The 21,491-nt window shown below is 40.9% G+C and carries 23 protein-coding genes; 15 read left to right on the top strand and 8 right to left on the bottom strand.

The genetic code is table 11. From position 1 onward, the window contains the following. Positions 1 to 359: 359 nt before the first annotated feature. Positions 360 to 1,325: an NAD(P)-dependent alcohol dehydrogenase gene (locus tag ACFE93_RS03255; protein ID WP_375471998.1), complete on the bottom strand. Its 966-nt coding sequence runs from the start codon at positions 1,323 to 1,325 to the stop codon at positions 360 to 362. 165 nt (positions 1,326 to 1,490) lie between these two features. On the opposite strand from ACFE93_RS03255, the gene ACFE93_RS03250 reads away from it, so the two are divergent. Both ACFE93_RS03250 and ACFE93_RS03245 read left to right on the top strand, forming a co-directional pair. Further along, the gene (locus ACFE93_RS03250; protein WP_375471997.1) at positions 1,491 to 1,913 is read left to right on the top strand and encodes an element excision factor XisH family protein; all 423 of its coding nucleotides are present in this window, start codon (positions 1,491 to 1,493) and stop codon (positions 1,911 to 1,913) included. Next, the gene (locus ACFE93_RS03245) at positions 1,895 to 2,236 is read left to right on the top strand and encodes a XisI protein (RefSeq protein WP_375471996.1); all 342 of its coding nucleotides are present in this window, start codon (positions 1,895 to 1,897) and stop codon (positions 2,234 to 2,236) included. Before ACFE93_RS03250 ends, ACFE93_RS03245 begins: the two co-directional genes overlap by 19 nt. A 22-nt stretch (positions 2,237 to 2,258) precedes the next feature. Here ACFE93_RS03245 and ACFE93_RS03240 read toward each other — a convergent pair whose 3' ends face one another. Then, the gene (locus ACFE93_RS03240) at positions 2,259 to 2,837 is read right to left on the bottom strand and encodes a Uma2 family endonuclease (protein ID WP_375471995.1); all 579 of its coding nucleotides are present in this window, start codon (positions 2,835 to 2,837) and stop codon (positions 2,259 to 2,261) included. A 1,139-nt stretch (positions 2,838 to 3,976) separates the two neighbouring features. On the opposite strand from ACFE93_RS03240, the gene nifB reads away from it, so the two are divergent. The 9 genes from nifB (at position 3,977) to ACFE93_RS03195 (ending at position 14,083) form a co-directional block, all read left to right on the top strand. Further along, positions 3,977 to 5,422, top strand: a complete 1,446-nt coding sequence (nifB, locus tag ACFE93_RS03235; protein WP_375471994.1) for a nitrogenase cofactor biosynthesis protein NifB — start codon at positions 3,977 to 3,979, stop codon at positions 5,420 to 5,422. Positions 5,423 to 5,534: 112 nt separating this feature from the next. Beyond that, on the top strand, positions 5,535 to 5,891 hold the full coding sequence (locus tag ACFE93_RS03230) for a 4Fe-4S dicluster domain-containing protein (protein ID WP_375471993.1): 357 nt from the start codon (positions 5,535 to 5,537) through the stop codon (positions 5,889 to 5,891). A gap of 30 nt (positions 5,892 to 5,921) precedes the next feature. Continuing rightward, complete coding sequence (nifS, locus tag ACFE93_RS03225) at positions 5,922 to 7,130, top strand: cysteine desulfurase NifS (protein WP_375471992.1); 1,209 nt, start codon at positions 5,922 to 5,924, stop codon at positions 7,128 to 7,130. A gap of 93 nt (positions 7,131 to 7,223) precedes the next feature. Beyond that, positions 7,224 to 8,123 carry a Fe-S cluster assembly protein NifU gene (nifU, locus tag ACFE93_RS03220; protein ID WP_375471991.1) on the top strand — a complete coding sequence of 300 codons (900 nt, stop codon included), beginning with the start codon at positions 7,224 to 7,226 and terminating at the stop codon, positions 8,121 to 8,123. Between the two features lie 317 nt (positions 8,124 to 8,440). After that, positions 8,441 to 8,797, top strand: coding sequence for a group 1 truncated hemoglobin (locus ACFE93_RS03215; RefSeq protein WP_298921122.1), 357 nt, complete (start codon positions 8,441 to 8,443; stop codon positions 8,795 to 8,797). Positions 8,798 to 9,139: 342 nt separating this feature from the next. Continuing rightward, positions 9,140 to 10,033: a nitrogenase iron protein gene (gene nifH, locus ACFE93_RS03210; protein WP_375471990.1), complete on the top strand. Its 894-nt coding sequence runs from the start codon at positions 9,140 to 9,142 to the stop codon at positions 10,031 to 10,033. Between the two features lie 164 nt (positions 10,034 to 10,197). Further along, on the top strand, positions 10,198 to 11,640 hold the full coding sequence (nifD, locus tag ACFE93_RS03205; protein ID WP_375471989.1) for a nitrogenase molybdenum-iron protein alpha chain: 1,443 nt from the start codon (positions 10,198 to 10,200) through the stop codon (positions 11,638 to 11,640). Positions 11,641 to 11,945: 305 nt separating this feature from the next. Further along, positions 11,946 to 12,608 (top strand): restriction endonuclease, encoded by a 663-nt coding sequence (locus tag ACFE93_RS03200; RefSeq protein ID WP_375472005.1) that lies wholly within the window; start codon positions 11,946 to 11,948, stop codon positions 12,606 to 12,608. Next, on the top strand, positions 12,605 to 14,083 hold the full coding sequence (locus ACFE93_RS03195) for an SAM-dependent methyltransferase (RefSeq protein ID WP_375471988.1): 1,479 nt from the start codon (positions 12,605 to 12,607) through the stop codon (positions 14,081 to 14,083). Before ACFE93_RS03200 ends, ACFE93_RS03195 begins: the two co-directional genes overlap by 4 nt. A gap of 63 nt (positions 14,084 to 14,146) precedes the next feature. Here the strand turns inward: ACFE93_RS03195 and ppk2 are convergent, their stop codons facing one another. Then, on the bottom strand, positions 14,147 to 15,064 hold the full coding sequence (ppk2, locus tag ACFE93_RS03190) for a polyphosphate kinase 2 (protein ID WP_375471987.1): 918 nt from the start codon (positions 15,062 to 15,064) through the stop codon (positions 14,147 to 14,149). Positions 15,065 to 15,445: 381 nt separating this feature from the next. Here ppk2 and ACFE93_RS03185 point away from each other — a divergent pair, with 381 nt between their 5' ends. Continuing rightward, complete coding sequence (locus tag ACFE93_RS03185; RefSeq protein ID WP_375471986.1) at positions 15,446 to 15,610, top strand: hypothetical protein; 165 nt, start codon at positions 15,446 to 15,448, stop codon at positions 15,608 to 15,610. A 78-nt stretch (positions 15,611 to 15,688) separates the two neighbouring features. On the opposite strand, the gene ACFE93_RS03180 is transcribed toward ACFE93_RS03185, so the two are convergent. Next, a complete protein-coding gene (locus ACFE93_RS03180) occupies positions 15,689 to 16,267 on the bottom strand; it encodes a hypothetical protein (protein ID WP_375471985.1) in 579 nt (192 codons plus the stop codon). Positions 16,268 to 16,433: 166 nt separating this feature from the next. Between ACFE93_RS03180 and ACFE93_RS03175 the strand changes: the two genes are divergently transcribed. Next, a complete protein-coding gene (locus tag ACFE93_RS03175; RefSeq protein ID WP_375471984.1) occupies positions 16,434 to 17,075 on the top strand; it encodes a TraX family protein in 642 nt (213 codons plus the stop codon). Between the two features lie 85 nt (positions 17,076 to 17,160). On the opposite strand, the gene ACFE93_RS03170 is transcribed toward ACFE93_RS03175, so the two are convergent. Further along, positions 17,161 to 17,370 (bottom strand): hypothetical protein, encoded by a 210-nt coding sequence (locus tag ACFE93_RS03170; protein WP_375471983.1) that lies wholly within the window; start codon positions 17,368 to 17,370, stop codon positions 17,161 to 17,163. A 416-nt stretch (positions 17,371 to 17,786) separates the two neighbouring features. Here ACFE93_RS03170 and ACFE93_RS03165 point away from each other — a divergent pair, with 416 nt between their 5' ends. Further along, positions 17,787 to 18,746 (top strand): orange carotenoid protein N-terminal domain-containing protein, encoded by a 960-nt coding sequence (locus ACFE93_RS03165; RefSeq protein WP_104908619.1) that lies wholly within the window; start codon positions 17,787 to 17,789, stop codon positions 18,744 to 18,746. A 237-nt stretch (positions 18,747 to 18,983) separates the two neighbouring features. Here ACFE93_RS03165 and ACFE93_RS03160 read toward each other — a convergent pair whose 3' ends face one another. Continuing rightward, positions 18,984 to 19,223: a hypothetical protein gene (locus tag ACFE93_RS03160; protein ID WP_375471982.1), complete on the bottom strand. Its 240-nt coding sequence runs from the start codon at positions 19,221 to 19,223 to the stop codon at positions 18,984 to 18,986. Between the two features lie 186 nt (positions 19,224 to 19,409). After that, entirely contained in the window at positions 19,410 to 19,769 is a 360-nt protein-coding gene (locus ACFE93_RS03155) for a hypothetical protein (RefSeq protein WP_375471981.1), read from the bottom strand. Between the two features lie 522 nt (positions 19,770 to 20,291). Here ACFE93_RS03155 and ACFE93_RS03150 point away from each other — a divergent pair. After that, positions 20,292 to 20,717: a hypothetical protein gene (locus ACFE93_RS03150; protein WP_375471980.1), complete on the top strand. Its 426-nt coding sequence runs from the start codon at positions 20,292 to 20,294 to the stop codon at positions 20,715 to 20,717. Between the two features lie 145 nt (positions 20,718 to 20,862). Here ACFE93_RS03150 and ACFE93_RS03145 read toward each other — a convergent pair whose 3' ends face one another. Then, complete coding sequence (locus ACFE93_RS03145) at positions 20,863 to 21,480, bottom strand: glycoside hydrolase family 75 protein (RefSeq protein ID WP_375471979.1); 618 nt, start codon at positions 21,478 to 21,480, stop codon at positions 20,863 to 20,865. Between the last annotated feature and the right edge of the window lie 11 nt (positions 21,481 to 21,491).

Below are 21,491 nucleotides of genomic sequence, written 5' to 3'. Positions count from 1 at the left end.
TTGATAATATCATCTCGTTTATAAAGGTCAAGTAGCACCACTCAACGAATTTTAAATTTTGGATTTTGGATTTAATCCTTTACAGCAATTTTCATGTATTTGAACCACATCTGTCGTTAGGGCACAGGAATGCTGTGCCCCTACCGCGTGGTCTATTGACCTGAAAATAACTGTAACAATGTTCTACTGAACGCTTACGCCGAAGTCCAAAAATTAAAAAGGTCTGATATCAAGTCCGGTTAATCACTTATGATTACCGCATCTGTGCAAAAATCGGAAACGTCTCTTTCCCCCAGCAAGAACTACGGTCTAAATGATAAGTCTTTAGCCGGACACGATATGAGACTATGTTTGGAAAGTCAACTAGAAACTGCGATGTCTACGACGGGCTGCGTCAACGCAATTTTTCCCACTGCACGCCCAGTTTCGCTATAACCATGAGCCGCCGCTAGTTCTTGTAAGGGATATGTGCGATCGATCACCACACGAATTTTACCCACTTCAATCAATTCTTTCAGATAAATCAAATCTTGTGTGTTGGGTTTTTGTAGGATAAATTTAGCTTTTTGAACTGGAAGGAACGCCGTTAAGACGCTCTCTAAAAAGACTTCGGGGCTGGGTAGTGTGGTGATATAAATTCCATTGGGTTTGAGGACTCTTTTTGTTTGAGAGAGCGATCGCTTACCCACTGCATCAAAGATAATGTCATACTGCGCTGTATCTTGGGCGAAATCTTGTTGCGTATAATCAATCACGCGGTCTACTCCCAAAGATTTCACCAAATCCAAGTTTTTGGTACTGCTAACTCCCGTCACCTCTGCCCCTAAAGCCTTAGCAATTTGCACTGCAAAACTGCCTACACCTCCCGCAGCACCATTAATCAAGACATTTTGTCCTGTTTGAATATTTCCTTGATCTCGCAATGCTTGCAAAGCTGTGAGCGCTGCTAAGGGCACAGCCGCAGCTTCTTCATAAGACAAGTTCGTTGGTTTGAGCGCCACCAAATTTTCTGGAACAGCTGCAAATTCGGCATACCCTCCTCCAGGGAAGCTAGTACTGCCATAAATAGCATCTCCTGGTTTAAAACGGGTGACAGCAGAACCAACTGCTGCGACATCTCCCGCCACATCAAACCCCAGAATCTTTGGGAATTTGCTGCCAGTAATTAAGCTCAACATCCCTTTGCGAATTTTCCAATCAATGGGATTAACGCTACTAGCACGAACTTTCACAAGTAACTGCGTTGGCTCAATTTTCGGCTGCTCCACGTCTTCATACTGCAACACCTCAGCTGCGCCATACCGACGTATAACCTGTGCTTTCATCGCATTCCTCCTGCTACCCTGTTTGACTTACACAACTCAGACAGCCTGTTTTTCGTTATGAATCTAGTGTAGCGATGTCTATGCATACGCATGGCATTTAACAAAGATGCTAGGCGCAGTTAGAGATTCCCTAAAATAGAAATATCAGTCTAAAACTACACCTATATGCCAGCTAGAGACCTCTATCACAGCAATGTAAAAAATGCTTTGATTAAAGAAAAATGGACAATTACTCATGACCCACTGACTCTGAAGTTTGGTAAAAAAGATTTGTATGTTGATTTAGGTGCTAGACAACTGTTGGCAGCACAAAAAGCAGAATTTAAAATTGCAGTTGAGATTAAAAGTTTTACCGGGAGATCAGATGTTGATGATTTAGAAAAAGCATTGGGTCAATATATTTTATATCAAGATATATTGCTTGAATTGGAACCAGAACGAGTACTATATCTTGCAATATCTAACAGTATTTTTGATGATTTATTTGAAGAACCTATTGGAAAACTGTTACTGAAAAATCATCGTTTCAAGCTAATTACATTCGATCCAAAACAGGAGGTTATTAAGCAATGGATTATACCAAATTAGACGACTATCGCCAGGTGATTGAAACTATCCTCAGTGAATATGCTTCACTACCCTATTCTTATGCCAATATTCAATCAGAAGTGGTGTTTGATCGAAGCCGCGATCGCTATTTGTGGATGGATCTAGGTTGGGATGACGATCGCCGCATTCACGGCTGTCTGGTTCATATTGACCTAATTGATGGCAAAATCTGGATTCAACGGGATGGCACTGAAGAAGGCATTGCCGCCGATTTAGAACGGGCTGGAATTCCTAAAGAACATATCGTCCTTGGCTTTCGTCCACCGGAGTTAAGACCTTATACTGGCTATGCAGTTGCTTAAAAGTTAACACGGAACATTCTCTTTATTCTTCAGTGGTAAATACAACACCTTCATACAGCAATTCAATTGGACACTCAAATTCAATGCTCGATAGAGTGACGATATCTCCAGCCGTGTAGGGATAGTAAAGCCACATCCTACCTTCACCCCGACAGAAACGCTCAACAGAGATTTTTTCCGAGTCAATCAAGATATACTCTTGCAAACTGGGGATTGTCAGATAATAAGTAAATTTTTCACCCCGATCTTTCGCGCTTGTACCTGGGGAAAGAACTTCGGCAATTAGCTTGGGATGTTGAATAAAGTTGCGAGCATTGACGTCTTCAGGGTCGCAACTGACAATAACATCAGGATAATAGTAGCGGCTCTGGGCAGTGAGTTGCATTTTCACATCTAACACATTCACTCTACAACCCCTGGAACGCAAATGAGGGTACAAAGGTCTGTAGAGATTTAGTGCAATGTCGTTATGGGGAATTGTACCGCCTGTCATGGCAAACACTTCGCCATTGGCATATTCGTAGCGAAGGTCTTGCTGAGGTTCCCATTCAAGATATTCCTCAACGGTCATTTTTGGCGGCTGTTGGGAAATAGCGATCATAACGAAGATTTTTTGACGCTTGGTTTGATTGTAGCTAAATAGTATCAGCAACAAAGAGCAGTATCTGGAAAACCTCTCTCTTAAAAGAAGAAAGACTTTAAAGTTTTCCCCTTCTAAGGCGGAAAGATGGTTAGGTTTTTGCTAAGGTTTGTAGTGAGCAATTCAGAAAATTCATTGCGATCGCTCAATCATGTTAGATTATAGTTTGTTGCTTCTCTCAAACACAAAATCTGAGAGTTTCCTACCCATCTCCTCATTGTGGGAATGAAAAAAAAGGAGTTCAAAGTTAAGTTTTTTGAAAAATATGTGCAGCAACACACCTATTTGGAACAGCTTATATGGCTTACCAGACAAGACTTAGAACCACAAGTGAATATCATTGTTAAAGCAAAAATTAAAAAAATATGAATTGCATTTTTACCCTCAAAAAAATGATATGTTAGATACAGAATTGAATTTCGCACGTTTCTGGAGTAGAACGATCTAGACTACTCCAGTTTTTCACCCTCAAACCCTTGGCATTTATTGCTTTTGACGGAAATTGAGGACAATTTGAGTACACATTTAAATAACCCAAACCTGGTTTTAATTTAGTTAAAGTTATTGCTGGGATTGGGTTTTAGCTGAGTACAAAGAAATCCTGAACCCCCATCTATAAACACTAGAACCCCAACCAAAAAATACTAGAACCCCTACCTGAAAAAAACTTTTTTAATTCTTGTAATGCTTGAAGAATTAGGGTTTTTAGTATTTGAGTACAAATGTAATAAATCCAATAAATTCTATCCTAGAGAGACGCAACATCTGGCTGGGAGATGGCTGCTATAAATCTTATATCGCCAATCACTTAACGCTCTGAAACAAAACAAAGCGACGAGTGAGTGGAGGGATGACATAGCACCATGCCTGAAGTGAATAGAAGTCGCGGCTGTAAGCACAAATTCTACCCAAGAACCGAACATTGACACACACCAGCCGAACATCAAATATCTATCGCCTGCCCTACTTGAAAACAAGTCGCCCGAACCCAAGGGTTTGCAGGCAGTGTGGAAGACGCGACTTCAATTCTTGGGCATGAGAGAGTAGCAATAGCATCTCCCACAGTGGCAGCCAAGTCCACCGACCTTTTGCAAAACTCAATGACATCATCGTCTGAACGACTCCTCAACTCTACCGCCACGGAATCGACAACCCAAGCAAAATCAGGTGGTTGCGGCTGCGACAGCACCAGTAGCGCCACCGTGGAAAGGGATGAAATGCTCCAAGAACGCATTGCTAAACATCCCTGCTACAGCGAAGACGCTCATCACCACTACGCGCGGATGCACGTTGCAGTTGCTCCAGCTTGCAACATCCAATGCAACTATTGCAACCGCAAATATGATTGCGCTAACGAAAGCCGTCCTGGAGTAGTTAGCGAGTTGCTAACACCAGAGCAAGCAGCACACAAAGCTTTGGTCATTGGTGGTAAGATTCCCCAAATGACAGTTGTGGGAATTGCCGGCCCTGGCGACCCACTGGCTAACCCAGATAAGACTTTCCGCACATTTGAGTTGATTGCAGAGCAAGCACCAGACATCAAGCTGTGCTTATCAACCAATGGTTTAATGCTGCCGGATTACATCGATCGCATTAAAGAATTAAATATAGATCACGTGACGATCACCATTAACATGGTAGATCCAGAGATTGGTGCTCAGATTTATCCTTGGGTTCACTACAAGCGCAAGCGTTACAGAGGTCTTGAAGGTGCAAAAATTCTCCACGAAAGACAGATGGAAGGATTGCAAGCCCTCAAAGATGCTGACATCTTGTGCAAAGTTAACTCCGTGATGATTCCCGGAATTAATGACCAGCACTTAGTTGAAGTGAATCGAGTCATTCGTGAAAAAGGTGCATTCTTGCACAACATCATGCCATTGATTTCTGCACCAGAACATGGCACACACTTCGGTTTAACCGGTCAACGCGGCCCCACACCCAAAGAACTCAAAGAAGTTCAAGACAACTGCTCTGGTAACATGAAAATGATGCGTCACTGTCGCCAGTGCCGTGCCGATGCAGTCGGATTATTGGGAGAAGACCGCAGCCAGGAATTTTCCAAAGAGAAATTCTTGGAAATGACTCCAGAATACGACATGGAGAAACGCCAAGAAGTTCACGACGGTATTGAGAAGTTTAAAGAAGAACTGAAAGTAGCCAAAGACAAGGCGCTAGTCGGCAAGAAATTTGCCAACAATCCCAAAGTCCTAGTTGCAGTAGCAACCAAAGGCGGCGGATTGGTTAACCAGCACTTTGGTCATGCCAAAGAATTCCAAATTTACGAAGTGGATGGTAATGAAGTTCGCTTTGTCGGTCATCGCAAAATTGACCAATACTGCCAAGGTGGATACGGCGAGGAAGCTTCTTTTGAGCATATAATGAAAGCGATCGCAGATTGCAAAGCAGTTTTAACCTCCAAGATTGGTAACAGTCCTCAAGAAAAATTGCAAAAAGCTGGAATACAGAGTGTTGAAGCTTACGACGTGATTGAGAAGGTTGCTTTGGAGTTTTACGAGCAATACGTTAAGGAATTAGGGAATTAGGGAATAGGGAGTAGGGAGTAGGAAATTTCAATATTCACCGCTCCCCACTTACCACTTACCACTTACCACTCACCACTCCCCATTCCCCTAGCCCAAAAAAGGAGAATAAATCATGGCTTATAAAATTCTTACTAGCCAGTGTATTTCCTGCAATCTCTGTCTATCTGTATGTCCCACAAATGCAGTTAAAGTGGTTGACGGACAGCACTGGATTGACCCTGAACTTTGTACAAATTGTATTGGTAGCATTCATACCACGCCTCAGTGTAAAGCTGGTTGTCCCACCTGCGACGGTTGCGTTAAGCAGCCTAGCGATTATTGGGAAGGCTGGTTTACCAATTACAACCGTGTAGTTGCTAAATTAACAAATAAACAAGATTACTGGGAGCGTTGGTTTAACAGCTATTCTCAGAAATACTCCGAACAGTTGCAAAAGCGTCAATCCCAATCAGTGGGATCTGAAGCTTAAATAATTCGTAATTCTTAATTGAAGACAACAATGCAAAATAACTGCATCTATCTCGATAATAATGCCACCACTAAGGTAGACTCAGAAGTTATAGAGGTAATGCTACCTTACCTGACAGATTATTACGGCAATCCCTCCAGTATGCATACCTTTGGTGGGCAAGTCGGTAAAGCAGTGAGAACAGCAAGAGAACAACTTGCAGCCATCCTGGGAGCCGATGAGTCAGAAATTGTCTACACAAGTTGTGGAACAGAGGGAGATAACGCGGCGATTCGAGCCGCACTGTTGGCGCAACCAGAAAAGCGACATATTATCACCACCCAAGTTGAACATCCAGCAGTACTCAATGTCTGCAAACAATTAGAAACCCAAGGTTACAGTGTTACCTATCTATCAGTAAACCATCAAGGGCAGCTGGATCTAGATGAACTAGAAGCTTCCTTGACGGGTAACACCGCCCTGGTGACAATTATGTATGCTAATAATGAAACCGGCACGGTTTTCCCAATTGAGCAAATTGGGTTGCGCGTAAAAGAATATGGCGCTATCTTCCATGTAGATGCGGTGCAAGCAGTGGGAAAAATCCCCTTAAATATGAAAACTAGCACCGTGGATATGTTAACCCTGTCTGGTCACAAGTTGCACGGCCCTAAAGGAATTGGTGCTTTATATATCCGGCGTGGGGTTCGGTTCCGTCCCTTTATTCTTGGGGGACACCAAGAACGCGGACGTAGAGCTGGAACAGAGAATGTTCCAGCAATTATCGCCTTGGGCAAAGCTGCGGAACTAGAACTGTTACACTTAGAAGAAGCGACCACAAAAGAAAGAAGGCTGCGCGATCGCCTCGAACAAACTTTACTTGCTACGATTCCCGATTGTGTAGTTAACGGTGACGTTACGCAGAGATTGCCAAACACGACCAATATCGGCTTCAAGTACATTGAAGGTGAAGCAATTCTACTGTTATTGAACAAATACGGTATCTGTGCATCATCCGGTTCTGCTTGCACCTCCGGTTCTCTGGAACCTTCCCACGTCCTGCGGGCAATGGGCTTACCCTACACAACTTTGCATGGTTCCATCCGCTTCAGTCTTTGTCGCTACACCACAGAAGCTGAAATCGATCGAGTCATAGAGGTAATGCCCAGTATTGTAGAACGTTTACGCGCCCTCTCACCCTTCAAAAATGATAATGCAGGTTGGCTGCAAGGACAAGAACAAGCACTGGCGCATCGCTAAGGACTGGAGACTGGGGATTAGGGAAGAATTTTCCCAATACCCAGTACCCAATCCCCCAATCTAAAATCCAAAATCTAAAATCTAAAATTCGTTATGTGGGACTACACTGATAAAGTATTAGAACTGTTTTACGATCCCAAAAATCAGGGAGAAATTGAAGAAACGAGCGAAGCTGGAGTTAAAGTTGCAACGGGAGAAATCGGTAGCATTGCTTGCGGCGATGCTCTGAGATTGCACCTGAAAGTAGAAGTAGAATCTGATAAGATTCTAGATGCTCGCTTTCAAACCTTTGGCTGTACTAGTGCGATCGCATCTTCTAGTGCATTAACCGAAATGGTCAAAGGTTTAACTTTAGATGAAGCCCTGAAAGTGTCCAATAAAGACATTGCAGATTACTTGGGTGGTTTACCAGAAGCAAAGATGCATTGCTCTGTCATGGGGCAAGAAGCGCTAGAAGCCGCTATCTATAATTATCGTGGCATACCTCTAGCTACCCACGATGATGATGATGAAGGCGCGTTAGTTTGTAGTTGCTTTGGGATCAGCGAGTCCAGAATTCGCCGCGTCGTTCTAGAAAATAATCTCACTGGTGCCGAAGAGGTAACAAATTATGTGAAAGCTGGTGGTGGATGCGGTTCCTGTTTGGCGAACATCGATGATATAATTAAATCAGTTCAACAGGAATACGCCTCACCTGCTCTCAACAATTACGGCGTACAAGTTGCCACAGAAATTGTTACGTCCAAAGAGCGATCGCTAACCAACGTCCAAAAGATTGCTCTAATTCAAAAGGTTCTCGATGAAGAAGTTAGACCCGTACTCATCGCTGACGGGGGAGATGTAGAACTCTATGATGTCGAAGGCGATCGCGTTAAAGTTGTATTGCAAGGTGCTTGCGGTTCCTGTTCTAGTAGTACAGCAACCCTAAAAATTGCGATCGAAGCCAGATTACAAGATCGTGTCAGCAAGAGCCTTGTAGTCGAAGCAGTTTAGGAATTGCTGTAGGACTTAACGTACTCTACAAATACGCCCTAATATGCATTCAGCCAGGAACAAAAAGTAGGATTTGAATCGAATCATTGTCTCCACTCAATGCTTCATACCAATTCGCTAAAAGAAAGATACAGATTGAAATGAAACTTTCTTAATTACAAATTACGTAGACACCTGAAGGATTGCTCCCCCCAAGGTATTACGAATTACGAATTGGTATCAGTCCTATCACTATTACGGCTAACAGCATATAGGCTTCATAGATTAAGCGCCTACTTGCGAATTTCATCATCTAACTCGCTTCAAAGGAACAGAATATGAGTACATTGTACGACAAGCTTGGCGGACAACCAGCTATTGAACAAATAGTAGATGAACTCCACAAACGCATTGCCACAGATAGCCTCCTCAATCCCATTTTTGCTGGTACAGATATGGTCAAGCAACGTAATCATCTAGTTGCATTCTTATCTCAGATTTTTGAGGGGCCAAAGCAATACGCAGGTCGTCCAATGGACAAAACACACGCCGGAATGAATTTACAGCAACAACACTTCGATGAGATCGCCAAGCTTTTGAGTGAATCAATGGCTGTGCGTGGAGAGTCGCCAGAAGATACCCAAGCTGCACTAGAGCGTGTCTCAAATTTCAAGGGCGCTATTTTGAACAAGTAATAGGACTGATGCATTGATTGTTGACAAATAACAACATCAAGTCCTATTTGGTCTTTCCAGCTAAAGCACATTATGACGTATTTGTAAATTGCGTAAGCTCTTAGTCATTAGTTATTTGACTAATGACTAAGGACAAAAGACAAAAAGAAAAGAAATTTAACCAAGAAATATATGTACTTGCTTTCGATCATTTTAGCTGTGGAGCGATCGCCCCCAGCAGGCATTTATGCCAAAGCTACCAACGATGCTCTACACGTGCTCACTACTGTCGCTCAACAGGGGTGAACGCAACAGACCAACGCAAAGACCCACCAACCAACCAATTGCAGGAAAATACGAACCATGACAGAAGAAAACATTAGACAGATAGCTTTCTACGGTAAGGGCGGTATCGGTAAATCTACCACCTCCCAAAACACCTTGGCAGCTATGGCAGAAATGGGTCAACGCATCCTCATCGTCGGTTGCGACCCTAAAGCTGACTCCACTCGTTTGATGCTGCACAGCAAGGCTCAAACAACCGTTCTTCACCTTGCTGCTGAACGTGGCGCAGTAGAAGATATAGAACTCGAAGAAGTGATGCTCACCGGTTTCCGTGACGTTCGTTGCGTAGAATCTGGTGGTCCAGAACCCGGTGTAGGTTGTGCAGGTCGTGGTATCATCACCGCCATTAACTTCTTAGAAGAAAACGGTGCTTACCAAGACTTAGACTTCGTATCTTATGACGTATTAGGTGACGTTGTGTGCGGTGGTTTCGCTATGCCTATCCGTGAAGGTAAAGCGCAAGAAATCTACATCGTGACATCAGGTGAAATGATGGCGATGTATGCTGCTAACAACATTGCTCGTGGTGTTCTTAAGTATGCTCACACAGGTGGCGTGCGTTTGGGTGGTCTGATTTGTAACAGCCGTAAAACTGACCGGGAACACGAATTGATCGAAACCTTGGCAAAACGGTTGAACACCCAAATGATTCACTTCGTACCCCGTGACAACATTGTTCAACACGCAGAATTACGCCGCATGACTGTTAACGAGTACGCACCCGATAGCAACCAAGCTAACGAATATCGGACATTGGCTACCAAAATCATCGACAACAAAAATCTAGCTATTCCTACACCTATCGAAATGGAAGAATTAGAAGACTTGTTGATTGAATTCGGTATTCTCGAAAGCGAGGAAAATGCTGCAATGTTGGTTGGTAAGACTGCTGCTGAAGCTCCTGTAGTATAATTCGCTGCTAAGAAATAACGCTTTAGCACAAGGAAAAAGGAAAAAGGAAGAATCTCATATTTTACCTTTGACCTTTTACCTTTCCCTCTGATCTCCCCCCTAACTTTAGAGGGGACTCCTAGTCCCCCTATGCCCCCCATCCTTAAGAGTCACAGAGACAAAGTATGACACCTCCAGAAAACCAAAACATCATCGAAGAAAGAAAAGAACTAATTAAAGAAGTTCTCAGTGCTTATCCTGAAAAAGCCGCTAAGAAGCGGGAAAAACACTTAAACGTATACGAAGAAGGTAAGTCCGATTGCGGCGTTAAGTCTAACATCAAATCCCTTCCTGGCGTCATGACCGCTCGTGGTTGTGCTTACGCCGGTTCTAAAGGTGTGGTTTGGGGTCCTATTAAGGACATGATTCACATCAGCCACGGGCCTGTAGGTTGCGGTTACTGGTCTTGGTCTGGTCGTCGTAACTACTACATCGGCACCACAGGTATTGATACCTTTGGTACCATGCACTTCACCTCCGACTTCCAAGAACGAGATATCGTCTTCGGTGGTGACAAGAAACTTGTCAAGCTGATCGAAGAACTTGATGTACTTTTCCCCCTCAACCGTGGTGTTTCCATTCAATCTGAATGTCCCATCGGTCTAATTGGGGATGACATCGAAGCTGTTGCTCGCAAGACATCGAAAACAATTGGTAAGCCAGTTGTACCTGTGCGTTGCGAAGGCTTCCGGGGTGTTTCCCAATCTTTGGGACACCACATTGCTAACGACATGGTTCGTGACTGGGTGTTCACCAGATCAGATCAAGCCAAGAAAGACGGTACACTTCAGTTTGAAGGTACCCCTTATGACGTAGCCATTATCGGTGACTATAACATCGGTGGTGATGCTTGGGCTAGTCGCATCCTGTTAGAAGAACTCGGCTTGCGCGTAGTCGCTCAGTGGTCAGGTGATGGCACCATCAACGAAATGTTGATGACCCCCAATGTGAAGATGAACCTCATCCACTGTTATCGGTCGATGAACTACATCAGCCGTCACATGGAAGAAGCTTATGGTATACCCTGGCTTGAGTATAATTTCTTCGGCCCCACCAAGATTGCTGAATCTTTACGGGAAATCGCTTCTAAGTTTGACGAGACAATCCAAGCAAACGCTGAGAAGATTATCGCCAAGTATCAGCCCACAATGGATGTGATTCTTGAGAAGTATCGTCCACGTTTGGAAGGTAAGACTGTCGCCATCATGGTTGGTGGTTTACGTCCTCGCCACGTTGTCCCAGCTTTCCAAGATTTGGGCATGAAGATGATTGGTACAGGTTATGAGTTTGCTCATAACGATGACTACAAACGCACTACTACGATGATCGAAAACGGCACCATCGTTTATGACGACGTTACCGCTTACGAATTCGAGGAATTTATCAAAGCGCTCAAGCCTGACCTTGTAGCCTCTGGTGTGAAAGAGAAGTACGTCTTCCAAAAGATGGGTCTACCTTTCCGTCAAATGCACTCTTGGGATTACTCCGAACCTAGCGATCGCTCCTCAACATCATATAATGCAAGGTTTTTTAGCGGCAAGAGAAAAAAGAGCCTATTTCTAGCCTAAATGCGAGTTTTAGGGTTATCTAAGAATAATCTGTTTGTATGCTTTAAACAATATAACTCTTATTCTGTCTGGCTTTTAGGATTTGCTAGCATTTTACTCAAAGAAAAACTGTAAAAAGAAAGACTATTTATAATGACGATTGTTTAGATTAAATGGTGCGATCAAGCGTTGCTAAAGAACTAAAGAATAAGATAGGCTGTTATGTATTTAACATATTTATTATAGTTTATGGTACTTCTGCTTTGACCGTACACCAATATATTCAAATTAGGGTATAATTTTTGACATTATTTTTCCCTTTGTCCATGACAATTTTGACAGTACAAAGCCTCTCTTTAGAAGCTGCTATATTTTCATCTGCGGAGTCGATTCACCCAGAACCCTTGCTGTACGGTGTAACTGATGGGAAAGCTGTTGGAACATATCTAGAACAAAAGTTTAGGCTTTATCTCAAAGGACGATATGAGTTTGTAGAGGGTAATTCTGCTAGTGGTATAGACTTTCCGGGATTGCTTGTAGATGTGAAGGTAACAAGCATTAGACAACCACAATCATCATGCCCTTTCAAATCTGCACGCCAAAAAATATTTGGGCTTGGGTATTCGCTGCTGATTTTCGTTTACGATAAAACAGACTATAGTACCAACCGCACAGCAACCTTAAATATTTTGCATACGATTTATGTAAGTGCTGAAAGAACCGCAGATTTCCAAATGACTCGTGGAATTCGCAACCTTTTAGCAAACGAAGGAAATAAAGATGATTTAATTGCTTTTATGTTTGAGCGCAATCTACCCGTCGATGAAATTGAAGCAAGCAATATTGCTGATGAAATACTGATAAATCCACCTGTACAGGGATTTCTAACTATTTCTAATGCTTTGCAATGGCGACTCCAGTATGGAAGAGTAATAGAACGTGCTGGTCAAGAAGATGGCGTAATTGCTGTTTACAAAATTAATCCATGACTCATAGTACACATAAAGCAAAGATAGAGTATGGAGATTTCCAGACACCAGTAGAACTAGCTAAGAGAGTATGTCAAAAGTTAGTTGAACTTGGTGTAATGCCCGATGTTATAATTGAGCCAACTTGCGGCGTGGGTAATTTTATTGAAGCGGCTTTAAATTCGTTTAAATCAGCAAACAAAATTTTTGGAATTGAAATAAATCATGATTATTTAGAAGAATTAAAAGTAAAACAAAAATTCATACACGACAAAAGAATTGAAATTAGATATGGAGATTTTTTTCAGTTTAATTGGTCGTCACTTATAGATGAATCAAATAATAAAATATTAGTAGTTGGGAATTTACCTTGGGTAACAAACTCTCACCAAGGTAGTATTGATGGTGATAACTTACCAAAAAAGAGCAATTTTCAAAACTATTCTGGTTTAGATGCAATCACTGGTAGTAGTAATTTTGATATATCAGAATGGATGTTAATTCAGGTGGTGCAATGGTTGCAAAAACATGAAGGTTATCTGGCAATTCTATGCAAAAGTTCTGTTGCTAGGAAAATATTAAATTATATCAGTTCTCAAAAATTAAATCTTGCTTACTGTGCAAATTACAAAATAAATGCCAAACAATATTTTGATGCTACTGTTGAAGCTTGTTTATTGTTTTGTAACTTTGAATCAAATTCACAAAACTATTTTTGTGATATATTCAGCAGCCTTGAAAGTTCTGATTCTTATCGCATAGGTTATTGGAATAACGTACTTGTCCGAGATGTAGTCACATTTGAAAAACTACAAAAGCTATATGATAAGCAATCAAAAATAAAATGGCGCTCTGGCATTAAGCATGATTGTGCGAGGGTCATGGAGTTTCGTAAAATCAATAATACTCTTGTTAATGGATTGGGAGAAGCCGTTGATATTGAAGAAACATATCTTTTCCCCTTGCTTAAAAGTTCTTATATTGCTCAGAATAAAACAAAGGCTACTGATAGATATGTTTTGGTAACTCAGAGATTTGTTGGTGAACCTACCGAGCATATAAAAGATTTGGCTCCTAAAACTTGGAAATATTTAGAGAAACATGCACAATATCTAAACAAAAGAAAAAGTAAAATTTATAAAAATAATCCTAATTATTCTATTTTTGGTGTTGGAGCATATACTTTTTCTCCTTGGAAGATTGCAATTTCTGGACTTTACAAAAAGTTATCTTTTAGATTGATAGGTAAGATAGAAAGAAAACCTGTTGTTTTCGATGATACTGTTTATTTTCTCAGCTTTGATGATGAAAAACTTGTATATAAAACTTTTGAACTTTTGACTTCTTCAATAGCAAAAGACTTTTATTCATCTCTAATTTTTTGGGACGAAAAGCGCCCAATTAAGTCTAGTATCCTAAATAATTTAAATTTGACAGCTTTAACAGAGCTAACATTAACACAGCATCATGCTATAAGCTCTAGGGATTGTATGTGAAATGGGATTATGTCATAAAAAATTAACCCATTGTAGCGATCGCCTCTAACTCAAGAATATTTCTCAATAAACTTGAGGTACAAAAAACTGCTCATTGCGGGGAGCGCGAACATAATCCTCAGCCATCGGTCTAGACGGAAGCTCTAAGGGAGGAGGTGTCATATCTTCGTAAGGAACTTTGCTCAACAAATGATGAATGCAGTTGAGCCGCGCACGTCTTTTATTATCTGCTTCAATCGTAAACCAGGGGGCTTCTGGAATATTCGTGTAAGCAAACATGGTATCTTTTGCTTTGGAGTATTCTACCCAGCGATCGCGTGATTCCAAATCCATTGGGCTGAGTTTCCAGCGCCTTGCTGGATCGTGACTGCGAGAAAGAAAGCGTTCCTCTTGTTCTTCATCGCTGACGGAGAACCAGTACTTGATTAAAACAATGCCCGATCGCACCAGCATTCGTTCAAATTCCGGGCAAGATTGCATGAATTCTTGATATTCTGCTTCGGTACAAAAATCCATCACTCGTTCAACTCCAGCTCGGTTGTACCAACTGCGATCAAAGAGGACAATTTCGCCTGCTGTCGGAAGATATTGCACGTAGCGCTGAAAATACCACTGAGTTTTCTCGCGATCGGAGGGAGTTCCCAAAGCCACTACACGACAACCACGAGGATTGAGTGGATCGGCAATGCGTTTAATTACTCCTCCTTTGCCGGCAGCATCACGCCCTTCAAATATAACGACAACCCGATAGCCAACGTGCTTAATCCAGTATTGCATTTTGACTAGCTCAATCTGGAGTTGCTCTAGTTCAGTTTCAAAAGTTTTTTTGGGAATTTTCTTGGCAAAAGCTTCAGTACTACCATCAAAAATCCGTTTGGATTTTTTAGATTTTTTCTTATCTTTTGCCTTTACTAGGCTTTCTATTAAAGCGGGTTGAACTAAATCATTATTTTGTTCGTTTTTAATTTCATCAATTGACATCGCAGTGACTCCATGCCATTGAATCGGCAGAATAATTAGAGTTTATCTATAAAGTATATATTTTAATGCAAACTGAGTGTAAATATACACCTTTGCAGGTATGGCGACACCAAAGAGATAAAACCAACAAGCTAACGATTAAGGTCAGTGGCAGCAAAAAACCTTTGTACATCAACTTTTTGCAAACTTACTTTCCTATGCAGATTGGGTTAGGCGCGATCGCAAACATTTTGTCACAATTAAATTCATCAATATGCAACCTAAGCTAACTTTTAATCTTTAATGACCAAATCACTGCGGATTCATCCGAATCAAATCTGTCAAAATACTATCCAATGAGTTTTACCTGCTCCTTTCGGGCCAATTAAGATGAATCCCCAGATGAGATACGAAACCGGAAGCAAGCTAGAGAAGCACCAAGTGTATGTAGCATCGCTCAGGGATAAGATAAAATTCCTTGAAAAACAAAAAGCAGAAATTGAAAAAGAACTGGTAGAGCTACGAGTTAAGCTTTCCGAAAATGAAAATTATGTACCAGAGGAATAAACCGCCAAACTTTCAGTTACCCTGAATAGTGTTTTCATTGAGATTTGTCAAGGAAGTTGGAGCAATTATTCTTGAGGTTTAGTCTGGGAAAGCTAGACCAGTCATGGGGTCACGAATATACAACCCTAATGTGAGGCTACGCATCGCTTCATCCCAAACGGGTATTAATTGTTCGGCTTGATCTACCCAATAATCGAATGTAATTAAGCATTGAACATTCGACCCCAAACCAATGCAAGTCCGCGAAAAAGCTTCCCGTGGTTCTTCTTGAGTGTCAATAAACTTCATCTCTGTCCAAACAATTCTGGCGGTTTGACGCTTGACGGTAACTATTTCTCCCCTCTCAATGACGTTGCGGCTGTCGTCTTCCAAGACTTTCTTCAAGGTTGATTTTAGCGGAAACTGGCTCCAGTCGTTGGGTGGCAAGCGATTAAAAGATACTTCTAGACAGCAATCATCGTTAGGTGGTTTTTTATCGAGGAACTTGAAAGATTTTTCTTGTGGCTCAAAAACCCAACTTTGGGGAACATTCAAGCGAACAGCGCCTCGATCTGCTACAAATATTTTGTAGCCTGATGGAGATTCCCAACGATGGTCAGGTTTTAATTCAAGCGTTTCTTTTATCCACTGAAGATTACTTTTTTTACGCTTTGCCATAGTGTTTCTGCATTTTCTGCTGAAGAGGGCGACGCGGAATAGCCCATCGTAGACATTGCCCTTTTTGTTAATGTTATCAAATTGTTAGGATTTGGAATAACTATTATATTAAGTTAATCAGATTTTAGGCATTTTATATCAAGGAATCCAAGGTAACTGCAACGTTGTGATTAAAATTTCAGCTTTCAGCATTAAAATCTTAGCCGCAGTGTTCATGGTTATGGATCATGTGTGCTATTTACTAATGCCAGAGTTGGTAGTCTTGCACTTATTGGGGCGATTGAGTTTTCCTCTGTTTGCATGGCTTCTGGCTGAAGGCGAAAAACATACCCGAAATGTATACCGCTATGGTAGCAGACTATTAATTACAGCAATTATATCTCAACCAATCTATAGTGTTGTTTTCCAGAGTTTAGCACTGAATATTCTCTTCACGCTTCTTCTTGGACTGGTGATGTTGCGCTTAGTAAAGTGTTACTCACAATTATGGCAGCAATTAATAATTATCGGCTTGTGTGCAGTAGTTGCCGAGGGCTTGGGCGTTGAATATGGAGTATATGGGATTGGAGTAATTTTCTTGATGTCCCTAGCAGACAAACTAAAGCCTAAAGTATGGTTGCTCTACTGGTGCTTCTTTCACTTTATTTTAGTAACTCTATTTATCACTGATATATTGCAATATTGGGCAATTATTGCAGGATTTATTGTTTTTCAATTCAATGGTAAACAAGGTTCACGAGCTAGATGGTTTTATGTGTTTTACCCGACTCATTTAATTATTTTAGGTATAATCTATTACTTTAAATAGTCTAAGTAGGATTGACTATCTGTATTGCCCTACAGATAACCTTAAAACAATTGGCTTCACGGATTGAGGCGAAGTAATCCCCTAACTAAACAGCGATCGCAAATGAAATAAGTTTTTCTTCAAAGAACCTAGTAGCCAATCCTTGAAAATCAATAAAGACTGGCGGTAAGGCGCACAATAATTTTGCTAACATCCACGTCGTCAGGTTGTTCGATCGCATTTGCGATCGCTCAAGCAATAGACCCAGGTGGAATAGAAATCTGCCAGAAATCCTGCATCCTTCGACGTGCCTCACTATCCGAAATACTATCGGCCAGTTTTAAACAAAGTTGAGTAATTAACCAATTGTATTTTTATTGCTAAAAAAGTCTAAAATGCAGATATATCTATATAGATAGATACTATATAGATATATCTCTTTCTTTAGGAAGATATATTTTTCAAAAAACACTTTTATCAAACTATAAACTTGAAAAACAAATAGTGAATATACATTTCATTCAATGATATTAATCAGATAAATCTTATAAATCTTAGTCTTTTGTTAACCTTTACCAGTTATGATGCCAGAGTAGTGAATGATAATAATTCGGATTTAAATATCTAGGGATAATTGTGTCATCCAGGAAAAAGCCCCTAGATTTATCCCCGAAGCTGCAAAATTGTAGCCAAAACCAACTACTGAATAGCTAAATCTTTAAGGTAATAAGCATGAGTTATACTATCGATTCCGCACGCAATATTTTCTCTAGCACTCAAGTGGCAGATGCTGTTCCAGCTACTACAGCAATGTTTGCAGAACTGAACATTGAGGATCAACTGGCATTTCTCTGGTATGCCTACGCTGAAATAGGTCGTACAATTACTCCAGCTGCTCCCGGAAAAGCAAATCTCCAATTAATGGAAGGTATATTCAACCAAATTAAGCAGATGTCTCATGAAGAACAAACGCAATTAATGACAGATTTAGCGAGTAATGCTGATACTCCTATTAGCCGTTCTTATGCATATTTTGGTGTCAACGCCAAGCTAGGATTCTGGTGGCAATTAGGAGAGTGGATGAAAGAGGGTATTGTCGCTCCTATGCCAGTTGGCTATCAAATGTCAACTCAAGTTAAAGCATTGCTACAAGCTGTTCAGAGAATCGATCAGAGTCAGCAAATTACTGTACTACGCAATACTGTAGTAAATATGGGCTTCGATCCATCCCTAGCTGATAACAAACAGGCAGAAGTCATAAACTTTAAGTTCCCACGTACATCCCTAACTCCCCAATTTACTATTGAAGGAGTTACAGAACCGACAGTGGTGAAATACATTGAAGCCATGAATGCAGATAACTTTGAAGCTGCTGTTGCTTTATTTGCTAATAATGGTGCGCTGCAACCACCCTTCCAAAAACCAATTGTTGGTCGAGAAGCGATCACTTCCTACCTACGAGATGAGGGACAAGGGTTAGTAATGAAGCCAACCAAAGGCGTTTCGGAAACTATAGAAGATGGTTATACACAGCATAAAATTACTGGTACGGTCGAAACTCCTTGGTTTGGAGGTAATGTTGGGATGAACATTGCTTGGCGATTTTTACTCGATCCTCAAGGTCAAATTTACTTTGTGGGTATTGACTTACTTGCTTCTCCCAAAGAACTGCTTAACCTAACTCGCAAGTAAAATTTCTTTGCTCTGTTAAGACAAAAGCAATTGCGCTTGTCTTAGATGATGTTTTAAAAGGTTTTTTTGCTCTTATAGTTAGCAAAGCATTGCATCTTAGTACATAGCCAAAACCTTAATTTGGTGTTGTAATTAAGCCAGTGCAGAACTGCAAAATTATCACTTTCGGGACTTTTAAAACATTCTCTAAGCCTCATAAAGATCATCAAATAAAACCTCAATCAATGCTCGGTTCACTTAGAACCGAGCTTTAGTCAAATGTAGGCAAGCTAGGTAAATTGGCTGTTGACTCAAATCAACGTCAATCGCGTTCTCCAGTGTTGCTGATCCAAAAAGGCGTAAGGCCGCTGAGAGAGTTTTGAGGTTAATCTCTACGATTTCAATTTTTTGATCTAATGGACGGCGCTTTTGAATTATCTGAGCGATTTGGGTAGCTCTGGGTGTTGCAGCACTGTCAATTTGGATAATTGATGGCATAGCTTATTGCTTTTTAGTAAACTAATTTGAGAATTATTAAGTAGTTCTATATAGGAATCATATTTGATTTTTGAAAAAATCTCGGTAGTCTTGTAATGGACTGTCATGGCTTTAATGTTGCAAAAAAATTGTAGGTTGGGTGGAGCGGAGCGTAACCCAACCTACGTCTAATGCACTGAGGGTAACCTACTGGAGATATGAAGTATAACGAAGAAGGTTTTCGAGATACTTAGATGCCGCTGCTGTACAGAGCAACGAATTTTCTGGAGGATTTAAAATAATACATTGCGTGTATTCAGTTTGTACACCTTGACAGTCGAGTGCTATCTGCTGTAGCTCTAAACTGTTAGGGCTAATGCTTGCCTGATTTACATATCGCTTACATAACTCAAGTGCAAGACCCCCGTTTCTTAATCCAGTAGTATCAGGTATGGCTACTTGGGGTATGTTTATCTCAGAAAATTCTGCATTGACTCTTGAGGTAAAACCAAGAGAAGCGCTTGCAAGGACGATAACAACGAGCAATTGTTTGAATTTTGTCTTCATAATCTTGCCTTTACAGTTGGTAATTCAAGCGGCCTGACTATTTATTAGACGGAAAACTTCCGCCTAATTACCCGATTTTGAATAGTTATTCGGAATTTTTCCACTTAATATCTATGATTTGGACATTATACATTTAGACAAAATACAGAAATTGTTAAATTTAGTTAGCAAAATGGCATTTGACTTACTCAAAATGAGCTTTTACTTACTCATTTTGGTGTTTTCCGCAAGTAAAATGAGCTTTTACTTACTCAAAAGCAGCTTTTGCTTTCTCATTTTGGTGTTTTCCGCAAGTAAAATAAGCTTTTACTTACTCATTTTGGTGTTTTCCGCAAGCAAAAGCAGCTTTTACTTTCTCAAACCCCAGTTTGCTTTCTCATTTCAGTATTTCGCGCATTCATGACAAATATCGCGCTTGTAGCAAAAACCATTGCAAATTTGCCAGAATTCTCTCAGGCTGAACCATACGTAAGCCTTTTAAGGTAAAGAATATTAACCGTACTCTATTAGAAGGTGTAGATCGTGGCTCGGAGAAAAAGAACTTCTTTAGTGCTAGAAAAAGCAGTGCGTCGTGCAGCTAGCATTAATTCAATCGATCCAAGTTTAGATTTAGGCAATGGACTTACTTTACCTGCCTTTTCTACCCTAATCGAAACGATGCGAACTAGAGAAAATGCATATAACAGTGCCCTTTCCAGTTTGGATAAATTGTATCGTGAAATGCTGGAAACAGAAGGCGAGTTGGGAGATATGACAGAACACATGCTAATGGCAGTGGGAACTCGATATGGCAAAAGCAGTGTCGAGTACGGTATGGCGGGAGGAGTTCCTAAAAATCAGCGTCGTAAGAGACTGCGAGGGGAGTCGCCAACTCTCAATGATGAGCAACCGTCATTCGTTGCCAGTGTGGAGAGCAAGAATGGAAAGAAACCAGTAGCGACAACTTAATATGTGCTATTTCTACTCAAAAATTTTTCAAGCAAAAATGATTGCATAGACGCATTCACAAAGCGTATCGTAGACATCGCTCTCCGAACAAGAGACGTAGCACTGCTACGTCTCTACTGCAACTAAATTTGCATCAGGTACACTTTTATAGAGACTTTATCCGTTCTACGCCACCCCATATTTCAAAGAACCGTTTAGTTTCAACTTCTATCTCTGAAATTGTTCTTGACTGTCCATTTCCAGAACCTGGAAAAACAATATAAACGATGTCTTTGGGAATTCCTCGCCTGACTCTTGATTGTACTAATGGCTCGTTTCCAACAGCCTGAGATAGAGCTATTGAACCCTCTCCAATCTGGTTTTTCGTCCCAACATCAGCATAAATTGCAAAAGCGAGTTTTTCATTATTAGTATTGTAAACAACTGCAAAATCTCCTAATTTAACGCCTGTAGTCTTTCTAAAATCACCATTTCCCGGAAGAACAATATACGGAATTTTTGTTGAATCAACATAGCGACGTGGATCTTGTTTAACAAATCCAGAGTCGAATAATGCAGTTGTAGAAATATAGTATCCAGGATATGGATCGGTACTGCCTTGAATAAATGGATTGCCGTTTTTATCTACAGCTAGTGCCCACCAGTTATCTGAATACCCAGCATTTGCCAAAAAATCAATCCCTTTATCTGCGGGGTGATAAGCATTAGGCGCACCATCAGCATTAATGCTCATACCTGCTTTATAGAAAAATGCAGATGCCATCCGCAGGGGAA

This window comes from uncultured Nostoc sp. (genome assembly GCF_964247315.1).
In the GTDB taxonomy this organism is placed as follows: Bacteria; Cyanobacteriota; Cyanobacteriia; order Cyanobacteriales; family Nostocaceae; genus Nostoc.
The sequence above is the reverse complement of the archived record's forward strand: the minus strand, read 5'-3'. Positions and strand labels throughout refer to the sequence as shown.

What these genes read in the sequence shown, in the direction of transcription:
- ACFE93_RS03240 (WP_375471995.1), bottom strand. Translation starts at nt 2,837, where the DNA reads ATGATCGCTATTTCCCAACAGCCGCCAAAAATGACCGTTGAGGAATAT.
- ACFE93_RS03180 (WP_375471985.1), bottom strand. Translation starts at nt 16,267, where the DNA reads ATGGCAAAGCGTAAAAAAAGTAATCTTCAGTGGATAAAAGAAACGCTT.
- ACFE93_RS03255 (WP_375471998.1), bottom strand. Translation starts at nt 1,325, where the DNA reads ATGAAAGCACAGGTTATACGTCGGTATGGCGCAGCTGAGGTGTTGCAG.
- ACFE93_RS03155 (WP_375471981.1), bottom strand. Translation starts at nt 19,769, where the DNA reads ATGAAGACAAAATTCAAACAATTGCTCGTTGTTATCGTCCTTGCAAGC.
- ACFE93_RS03195 (WP_375471988.1), top strand. Translation starts at nt 12,605, where the DNA reads ATGACTCATAGTACACATAAAGCAAAGATAGAGTATGGAGATTTCCAG.
- ACFE93_RS03250 (WP_375471997.1), top strand. Translation starts at nt 1,491, where the DNA reads ATGCCAGCTAGAGACCTCTATCACAGCAATGTAAAAAATGCTTTGATT.
- ACFE93_RS03160 (WP_375471982.1), bottom strand. Translation starts at nt 19,223, where the DNA reads ATGCCATCAATTATCCAAATTGACAGTGCTGCAACACCCAGAGCTACC.
- ACFE93_RS03145 (WP_375471979.1), bottom strand. Translation starts at nt 21,480, where the DNA reads ATGGCATCTGCATTTTTCTATAAAGCAGGTATGAGCATTAATGCTGAT.
- nifB (WP_375471994.1), top strand. Translation starts at nt 3,977, where the DNA reads ATGACATCATCGTCTGAACGACTCCTCAACTCTACCGCCACGGAATCG.
- nifD (WP_375471989.1), top strand. Translation starts at nt 10,198, where the DNA reads ATGACACCTCCAGAAAACCAAAACATCATCGAAGAAAGAAAAGAACTA.
- nifH (WP_375471990.1), top strand. Translation starts at nt 9,140, where the DNA reads ATGACAGAAGAAAACATTAGACAGATAGCTTTCTACGGTAAGGGCGGT.
- ACFE93_RS03200 (WP_375472005.1), top strand. Translation starts at nt 11,946, where the DNA reads ATGACAATTTTGACAGTACAAAGCCTCTCTTTAGAAGCTGCTATATTT.
- ACFE93_RS03165 (WP_104908619.1), top strand. Translation starts at nt 17,787, where the DNA reads ATGAGTTATACTATCGATTCCGCACGCAATATTTTCTCTAGCACTCAA.
- ACFE93_RS03230 (WP_375471993.1), top strand. Translation starts at nt 5,535, where the DNA reads ATGGCTTATAAAATTCTTACTAGCCAGTGTATTTCCTGCAATCTCTGT.
- nifS (WP_375471992.1), top strand. Translation starts at nt 5,922, where the DNA reads ATGCAAAATAACTGCATCTATCTCGATAATAATGCCACCACTAAGGTA.
- ACFE93_RS03185 (WP_375471986.1), top strand. Translation starts at nt 15,446, where the DNA reads ATGAGATACGAAACCGGAAGCAAGCTAGAGAAGCACCAAGTGTATGTA.
- ACFE93_RS03245 (WP_375471996.1), top strand. Translation starts at nt 1,895, where the DNA reads ATGGATTATACCAAATTAGACGACTATCGCCAGGTGATTGAAACTATC.
- ppk2 (WP_375471987.1), bottom strand. Translation starts at nt 15,064, where the DNA reads ATGTCAATTGATGAAATTAAAAACGAACAAAATAATGATTTAGTTCAA.
- ACFE93_RS03215 (WP_298921122.1), top strand. Translation starts at nt 8,441, where the DNA reads ATGAGTACATTGTACGACAAGCTTGGCGGACAACCAGCTATTGAACAA.
- nifU (WP_375471991.1), top strand. Translation starts at nt 7,224, where the DNA reads ATGTGGGACTACACTGATAAAGTATTAGAACTGTTTTACGATCCCAAA.